Annotated in this window: 6 protein-coding genes and 1 pseudogene; 4 read left to right on the forward strand and 3 right to left on the reverse strand. The window is 62.9% G+C overall.

All coding sequences use genetic code 11. The annotated features are described in order from the left end of the window. Positions 1–336 precede the first annotated feature (336 nt). A complete protein-coding gene (locus tag ACTWQA_RS58200; protein WP_443167364.1) occupies positions 337–2,961 on the forward strand; it encodes a discoidin domain-containing protein in 2,625 nt (874 codons plus the stop codon). Positions 2,962–3,565: 604 nt separating this feature from the next. Here ACTWQA_RS58200 and ACTWQA_RS58205 read toward each other — a convergent pair. Both ACTWQA_RS58205 and ACTWQA_RS58210 read right to left on the reverse strand, forming a co-directional pair. Next, the gene (locus ACTWQA_RS58205) at positions 3,566–4,495 is read right to left on the reverse strand and encodes a hypothetical protein (RefSeq protein ID WP_443167365.1); all 930 of its coding nucleotides are present in this window, start codon (positions 4,493–4,495) and stop codon (positions 3,566–3,568) included. Positions 4,496–4,621: 126 nt separating this feature from the next. Further along, a pseudogene (locus ACTWQA_RS58210) lies at positions 4,622–4,963 on the reverse strand (helix-turn-helix domain-containing protein); the annotation flags it as partial. A 23-nt stretch (positions 4,964–4,986) separates the two neighbouring features. Here ACTWQA_RS58210 and ACTWQA_RS58215 point away from each other — a divergent pair. Both ACTWQA_RS58215 and ACTWQA_RS58220 read left to right on the forward strand, forming a co-directional pair. Further along, the gene (locus ACTWQA_RS58215) at positions 4,987–5,325 is read left to right on the forward strand and encodes a hypothetical protein (protein WP_443167360.1); all 339 of its coding nucleotides are present in this window, start codon (positions 4,987–4,989) and stop codon (positions 5,323–5,325) included. 131 nt (positions 5,326–5,456) lie between these two features. After that, the gene (locus ACTWQA_RS58220; RefSeq protein WP_443167361.1) at positions 5,457–5,669 is read left to right on the forward strand and encodes a hypothetical protein; all 213 of its coding nucleotides are present in this window, start codon (positions 5,457–5,459) and stop codon (positions 5,667–5,669) included. A 177-nt stretch (positions 5,670–5,846) separates the two neighbouring features. Here the strand turns inward: ACTWQA_RS58220 and ACTWQA_RS58225 are convergent, their stop codons facing one another. Further along, a complete protein-coding gene (locus ACTWQA_RS58225) occupies positions 5,847–6,131 on the reverse strand; it encodes an Imm21 family immunity protein (RefSeq protein WP_443167362.1) in 285 nt (94 codons plus the stop codon). A 209-nt stretch (positions 6,132–6,340) separates the two neighbouring features. On the opposite strand from ACTWQA_RS58225, the gene ACTWQA_RS58230 reads away from it, so the two are divergent. Beyond that, positions 6,341–7,519 (forward strand): tyrosine-type recombinase/integrase, encoded by a 1,179-nt coding sequence (locus ACTWQA_RS58230; RefSeq protein WP_443167363.1) that lies wholly within the window; start codon positions 6,341–6,343, stop codon positions 7,517–7,519. The last annotated feature ends 510 nt before the right edge of the window (positions 7,520–8,029 follow it).

Consider the following 8,029-nt stretch of genomic DNA (forward strand, 5'->3'; position numbering starts at 1 on the left):
GCCGCCCACCGAGCGCTTCGGGCGGCCACCCACACCCCGGCGCACGAAGGAATCAGACGATCAGGCGGAAACCTCCGTCTGCCCTCACAACTCAACCGGGACGACCGTCCCCTGAGTCATCGAGGCCGAAGCAAGTCTCACCTGGCAATTCCGTGCGTGTTTGGCTGACAGACGTATCGGCCGACAAGTGGGTTGTCAGCCAAAGCGATGTGCTGTTCCGAACGAAGCGAACGGTCAACCCGCTAGCGATCAAGATCGACGATAGCGTCAAATATCAAAGAGTCCAAGGTTTTGGGGCGGCCATGACCGACTCTTCCGCTTGGCTCATCAAACAAGCTGTCCACTGCCAGTCGAACCGAGCTGATGAAAAAGCTGTTCGACCCCTCGCAGGGCATCGGCCTCAGCCTGGTCCGATCTCCGATGGGCGCCACGGATTTCAATGCATCCGGGAATTACTCCTATGACGACATGCCGGCAGGGCAAACGGATCCAACGCTGTCCAACTTCTCTGTCCAGCATGATATGGCGTATATCATCCCGGCATTGCGGCAGGCTCTCTCGCTCAATCCGTCCATCAAAATCACGGCTAATCCGTGGAGCCCGCCAGGCTGGATGAAGACCTCCGGTTCCATGATAGGAGGTACTCTCAAGAGCGAGTACGCTTCTGTGCTGGCCAACTATTTTGTGAAGTTCATACAAGCCTACGGCGAAGCCGGTGTGCCGATTACCTATATTTCGCCGCAGAATGAACCTATGGGCACTCCCAGCTGGCCCGGCATGTTCCTGTCCGCTTACCAGGAATCCCAGCTGGTTCAGGAGATCGGTCAGGCGTTCGAGGCCAACCAAATTTCCACGAAGATTCTGGTCTGGGACCACAACTGGGATGTACCCTCGTATCCCGAGACGATTTTCAGCGATCCCGCCGCCTCAAAGTACGCCACTGGAACCGGATGGCACATCTATAGCGGCAATCCGAATTACCAAACTCTGGTCCACAACGACTATCCGAGCAAAGAAACGTACATCACGGAAGCCACTGGAGGCGTTTGGCAGGACAGCAACCAGACAGCGTTCAATGACGCACTTGGCACTTGGATCATCAATGGCATGCGCAACTGGGCGAACGGAGTGATGCTGTGGAACATTGCACTCGACCCCGATAGGGGTCCGCTCAACAGCGACACCAATGGTATCCCCATGTGTCGGGGATTGGTCACGATCGATCCGGCCACCGGACTGGTGTCCTACAACGTGGACTACTACGCACTCGCTCACGCCACCAGGTTCGTAAAGCCTGGAGCGCATCGAATCTACTCGAATACCTTCGGGGAAGGGAGCATAGAGAATGTTGCGTTCCAGAACCCGGATGGATCGAAGGTACTGATCGCGTATAACTCGGGGAGCGCTGCGAAAACCTTCAGCGTTGCAGACGGAACGCAATCGTTCGACTACACCTTGAACGCCGGCGATGCCGTCACATTCACGTATTCGGGACCTACGCAGAGAGGCAGGATCCCTGCAGCGACCAATGTCTCGGATCCGACACATGACTTTACGTTCAAGTCGACGTCTGATCCGGTTACCGTCACATACGATCCGGCACTACTGCCCTACCAGAATGCCGTCCGTACCGGAAACAAGCTGATCACGTATTCCATGCCGATCGGAGCATCTATCGAGACGGCAGGAACGGTGCTGAGCCGCAGTCAGTGGACCGTCACGGCTTCATCGGCTCCGGATTGGGGTGTGGCCGCGAACGCGATCGACGGTGATATCAACACACGGTGGAGTCTCGGGCACGGGACGAGGAGCGGCGACTGGTTCCAGATCGATATGGGCAGTCCTACGAGCTTCAATCAAATCGTCCTCGATACCGGCGTGAACAGTTCGTTCGACTACATCAATAAATATCAGGTCTATGTTTCGAACGATGGCGCCGACTGGGGCAGTGCGATCGCAAGCGGCAGCGGTGGCATAGGAAAGGTAGCCGTCACGATGCCAACCCAGACGGCACGGTACATTCGCATCGTCAGTACCGCAGCATCCGGTTTCTGGTGGGCCATTGGTGACATCAATGTGCACGGGTCTTCGAGCGAAACCGGTTCGATCGCAGCTCCGACTGCGGTATCAAACGGGCTCCAGCTGAAGACCTGGTCCAGCTCAGAAGGGTCGCAGGTTACCGTAGTATTCAATGGAACCGCCAGCAGTCAGAGTTTCCCGATATCCGCCGACGGCTCGTATACCTATACGCTCCCGAGCGGGACTTCGGCGATGTTCACAACCAAGAAGCTGTCAAGCTTCCCGGCACCGGCCTTCGGCAGTTTGACGCCGAATCAAGGCATACCGCGCTCCAAGTTCACGATTAGCGGTACTGATTTCGGTGACGCGCAGGGGCTGGGTGCGGTGTATTTCGGATCAATCCATGCGAGCGTAGACAGCTGGTCGGACACGAGCATCAGCGCCTACGTCCCGGAAGGACTCCCAGCAGGGAGGTTCACGGTTTCTGTGAATGGAGCCAGCGGAGTATATGCTGGCAGATCTTCGTTCGACGTCATGGATCTAGGTACTGCGCTGCTGCGGACAGGTTGGATCGCAACGGCTTCGGATGCAAGTCCTGGCGATGCGCCCGGAAACATGCTGGACGGCAACTCCGATACTCGGTACAGCTCCGGAACAGGGCAGTACGATGGTCTTTGGATTCAAGTGGACATGGGACAAACGCAGACTTTCAGCAAGATCGTGCTGGATGCCGGCAGCAGTATCAGCGACTATGCGCGAAGCGCAGACGTATACGTATCTACGGATGGAACCAACTGGACCAAAGTTTCCACCGTAGCAGATGGCCAACGAGTCCAACTCGCATCGTTCTCAACGCAGACAGCTCGCTACATCAAGGTCGTCAATACCGGCAGCGTTGCGAGTAACTGGTGGTCAATCGCAGAATTCAACGTATACAACTGACCTCAAGCTTTCATGTAGGGTGATCGTTGACCTTGCCCCAGGCGCAGCGAAAGTGCCCCTGACCAGCGAGAATAGGGGATTGTTGATGTCCTTGTTCCCGCAGTGGTTGGAGGCACTTTCCAGGTGCCCGCTGCGACTTCAGACCCGTAGCGCACCGGGTACGCGCTCGGTGACGGGGTCAACGCGTAGAAGCTGCACCCGCTCATGATCAATGATCCGAGCACAGCGGCGTGGCGGTCGCGGAAACAGCCCTGGGCGGGGGCGGCCTTCGGTGACGCTCTCGGCCGACCACCTGGTGCACAGCGGCGACCGCCTCGGGGTGATAGAGCACGCGGCCCAACGACGCCTGAGGCGGCCGAAGCCGCCACAGTAATCCGGCCGAACTCGCGCCGGACGTGACCATGCGCTACTCACTGACGAGCTAGCGCAACGGACAACTAAGCCGCACAATCCGCAGAATGGAGGCGAGCGGGGTAGCCCCCAGGTCACCGGCCTATGGCGCCACGCTCTGCTCGTCGTCGGCCGCCACCGCGGATCACCGCAATATTTCGCAGAAAGACGCTGAGGGCTCTACCCCGAAGTATGGATACTTGCCGCTACGGACCTACAGCGTCACGGATACGCGTCGTGCGAGCGCTCGTAGTCCCGACAGGTTGCTGTGCGGATCACGATGCAATAGGTCTTCGATGATGCGCCGCGAGTTCGACCGGCGTACCTCGGCGGGCGCGATCTTCTCCGCGATGAGCAGCGCGCGGAGAGCTCGGTCCGTCTTCCCCCAGAGTGTGTACGCCTCGGCGATGCCCGTGTAGTAACTGGCTCGCCGCTCGACGGTGGGGATGTCGTCGGGAGAGATGCCGCGGGCGTGCTCTATTGCCGTGCCTGCGTCGCCCAGGATGATGGACACGCCGATCCGGTATGTCACCACGTGCCCAGCAGATAGGACCAGCTTGGGTGCCTGCTGGGACGCCTCGGCGGCCTCCTCCAGCATGGCTAGCGCGCTGTGCCGATCCTCCATGCGGGCGGCGGCGATCGCGCCGGTGGACATGAGCGCTCCGTACGCTCCCCACGCGGTCGGTGCTGCGCCGGATAGCTGCGGGCGCATCAGGTCGGCAGCGCGGGCGGTGAGGTCGCGCGCCTTGCCGTAGTCGGCAGCCCGGTGGAACAGTGAGACCAGGTCGCGGCGTGCCTCGGCCAGCGCGCGTAGGTCGCCGCTCGCGGTGGCGGCCTGCTCCCCCTGATGTGCCGCCACCCAGGCGTACGGCGGCGCGGAAAGCTTGATTAGCGTCCGTGCGGCCAGGTGATAAACCTGGGCGGCCAACGACCGCCCGGCCGCGCTGGAGGTGGAGCGGGCAGCGGGGATCAGCTCGGCGAGATCGTCGGCCAGGCCCGCGTAGCGAGCCGCGGTGAAGTCGCGGCGGGCTCGGGTGACGGCGCGGCTGAATGCCTGAAGGGGCATGTCGCCGGCCTGCGCCGGAATGTCCGGAACGAGGGCATCGCGCAGCCGCGCGAGTGCGTCGGCGTTCCCATCTGGCATGCCCAAGGCGGGAGTGACGAGTGCCGTGCTCGCGCTCTTGAGGAACGTGCGCCGTTTCGTTGCCTCACCTCCTGCGCTAGTGCCAAGCATAGGCTCGGAGCCGTATTCCCTCACCCACGCCTCGACGAGCCGTCCGTCAGCACTGAGGGCGTCGTCGGCCAGCTCGGCTAGGAGTCGTTCGGGACTGCGTTGCCGCCGCTCAACGCGGCTGAGATAGCTCTTGGAGTAGTGGGTTGCTTGGGCGAGCCCCGTCAGTGACACCTGGCGTCGCTCGCGCCAGTGTCGCAGTTGCTCGCCAAAGCCCACGGTTGCCTCTCCCGGTTGCCTGTTGCCCCGTCCAGGCAACCCCTCGTCTGCCAGGACGTCGGAGGAACATGCTTCACGGTAGCTGCACAACCGCAGCCAGCAACAGGTGACGAAACACAGAGCCGTGGAGTCTTCGGACGCACGTCGGAGGTGTGGACCCATTGAGCTCCCTGAGATGTCCAGGTGTGGCGGAGAAGGTAACCATGGCGGATCCGGGGTTGCGTGCCCTCCTACAGGCCACCGACCAGAGCGTTCGCCAAGTCGTGGCGCAGGCGGCGGTCTTGCAAGACATGCAGGGTCGTCAGCTTTCGGTGCTGCGTAACACCTACCCCGCTTGGGACATCACCAATGAACGCGATGCCTCCGAGTGCCTGTGGTGGACTGCCAAGTTGCTGCGGCCCCTCACCGCGGCCCTGGTGGCAGCCGGGGTCATGAGCCCCATTCGGCGTGTGGACGCGATCGCGCTCGCGTCCACCCTGGCCTGGCAATCGGCCCTCCTTCACAGCGTCCGGGACTTGGCATGACCCGCACGAGCTCCCCCGGCCCGCCGGTCGCAGGTGCGGCAGGCGGCGGGCCAGGGGTTCCACAATCCCGAGGCTGGTCGCGCGGCCCTGACCCGGATCAATGGGGTCCATACATCCAACGCAGCCCGCGCATGCGGGTCGTTGCCACGTCCTGCTGCGGCGAGTACGAGCTGTGCTCAGAGGGTGGCCAGTACTTCGTCCTGCGCGCGGCCGGCGACAGCCACGAGGAGACCGCCAGGGGCCGATTCGCCCAGGCCGCCCACGTGTGGGAGGTGCTGGCCGCACAACATTCATGCACCGAGGACGAGGCTCTGCGCCGGAGGAGGTGGCGCCCCACCCGCTGACAGCATCCAGCACACATCACCAATCCCAGAGGGGAGTGAACATGAGCACCACGACGACGAATCGGCCTGAGGCCGACACCATCGAACCCCGCAACCTGATCGACCACGACCTGTTCGACCAGCTCACCACCCGCGTCGCCCGCATCCACAACATCACCTGCGAGCACGCCGGCCGCATCATGGAGCAGGGCCGATGTAGCCCTCGACGGCACAAGCACGCCCGTAGTCGCCCCAGGTCTCTACGGGACCGTCGCTGTCATCCACACCCGCCCAGTTGTTCAGCTCAGACTTGGGGACGGCGATTAGTGGCCCTCCTGCGGTGCTGACCCAGGTGTGCAGCACTGACGGCCTCGCTTTCGTTGCATGATCGTTCTCGGATGGACAGAGTACGAGCAGAGGCCAACCCCCGGAAGGGGGCACAGGCGATCCACTGTTACCTACGACCGAGTCAGCGCCCGACATGCCCCGCCACGCGACCTGAGGACACCGCTATCCGGTGAGCCGGCGCTGAGGAACGAAGCGCCGGATCGTCGATCGTCCCCGACCACGAACGGAGACCAGCCATAACCAGGCGATCGTAGGGGTGCATATGTGCGGCGGCGCGGCGCTGAGGTCGGCGAGTTCGCTCGGTACGGCGGGCGCAGGCCACCAAGAGCGGTGAGCCGTTCGACATGGAGACGGGCCTTCCCCTGTCGATGCTCCAGGCCAAGAGCGCTCGAACGGTCCTTGACTTCGTTCGTGCCTACATCGAGATGAAGTGGCCGCACATGGCCGCCAAGAGCCGCGACAGCATCTCCGATGCGCTCGCCACGGCGCTCCCCGCGCTCGTCAAGGATCGGCCCGGCCAACCCGACGCCGAGCTGCTCCGCACGGCCCTGCGCAAGTACACGCTCCTTCCCAAGGCCAAGAGGCCCGCTCCTCCTCCTGACATGGAGCGGGCTATTCGCTGGCTGGAAGGTGCCTCGCTCGACATGGTCGACCTGGGCGAGACGAAGACTGTACGGCTGGCGCTCGACGCGATCGCGCTACGGCTCGACGGCAAGGCGGCCGGCGCGAACACTGTCCGCCGCAAGCGAGCCGTCCTGCACGCGGTGCTTGAGTACGCCGTGGAGCTGGCGGAGCTTTCGGCAAATCCGCTGCACCGGAGCAAGTGGAAGCCGCCCAAGACCACCGAGACGGTGGATCCACGCATCGTGGTCAACCCTCGCCAGGCGCAAGAGCTGCTGACCGCGATGACCTACATAGGCAGGCGGGGACGCGGTAGGCGGCTCACGGCCTTGTTCGCGTGCATGTACTACGCCGCTCTCCGGCCGGCCGAGGCCATCGCCCTACGTAAGGAGGACTGCGACCTTCCAGAGACGGGCTGGGGACGCCTCCTCATCGACTTCTCCCGGCCCGAGGTCAACACGCAATGGACGGACACCGGCGACGCCCACGAGGAACGCGGGCTCAAGCATCACGGACGGGATGACGTCCGGCCCGTGCCCATCCCGCCGACCTTGGTCAAAATCCTGCGAGACCACATCGCCGAATTCGGGCTGGGGCCGAACGGCCGACTTTTCCAGAGCGAGCGCGGCGGAGTGGTCGCCTCAACGGCCTACACGGAGGTCTCGCAGGAGGCACGCAAGTTGGCCTTCACGCCTGCCCAGGTCGCCTCTCCGCTCGCCAAGCGCCCCTACGACCTCCGGCACGCGGCCGTTTCCCTCTGGTTGAACGCCGGCGTTCCGGCCCCGGAGGTCGCCGAGCGGGCTGGCCACAGTGTGGACGTGCTCCTCCGCGTCTACGCCAAGTGCATCGACGGCCACCAGGAGATCGCCAACCGACGAATCGATGACGCTCTGGCGGCATGACGCGCCACACAGCCCACCGGGTCCCGGATGGTCTCCGGGGCCCTTTGGCGTTCCTGGGACGTGCGACTCCCGAAACCGCTGGTCCGACCTGCGGAAACGACTCCAAGATCATTGCGCGTATATTGCGCGACCACTGACAAACAGCCGCTCAGGGCTACCTACGGCTACATGTCCCCGAAACGCAGAAGAGGCCCCGTAGGGCCTCTGAGCTGCACTTACTGCTGGTGGCAGGTGCAAGGTTCGAACTTGCGTAGGCTGAGCCGACGGTTTTACAGTCCTGTCGCGATCATGCGTTGACCTGGGAGTTCTCCCCGGACCACCTCAACTTGGCCGCGTATTGGCCGTGATCAAGCTCTGAAAGCCCGGGAGCGAGCGTTGTCCGGGAGCAATGATCGAAACCTGTGGATCTGACGGGAAGGGTGTACCTTCCCGAATCATCTGATCATGGTTTCGAGATAGGCCGACGCGCCAACGTCGGTCGGGAAGGCACACCCGTGCCGCTTACCGTAG

The organism is Nonomuraea sp. 10N515B (genome assembly GCF_052245915.1).
Lineage (GTDB): Bacteria > Actinomycetota > Actinomycetes > Streptosporangiales > Streptosporangiaceae > Nonomuraea.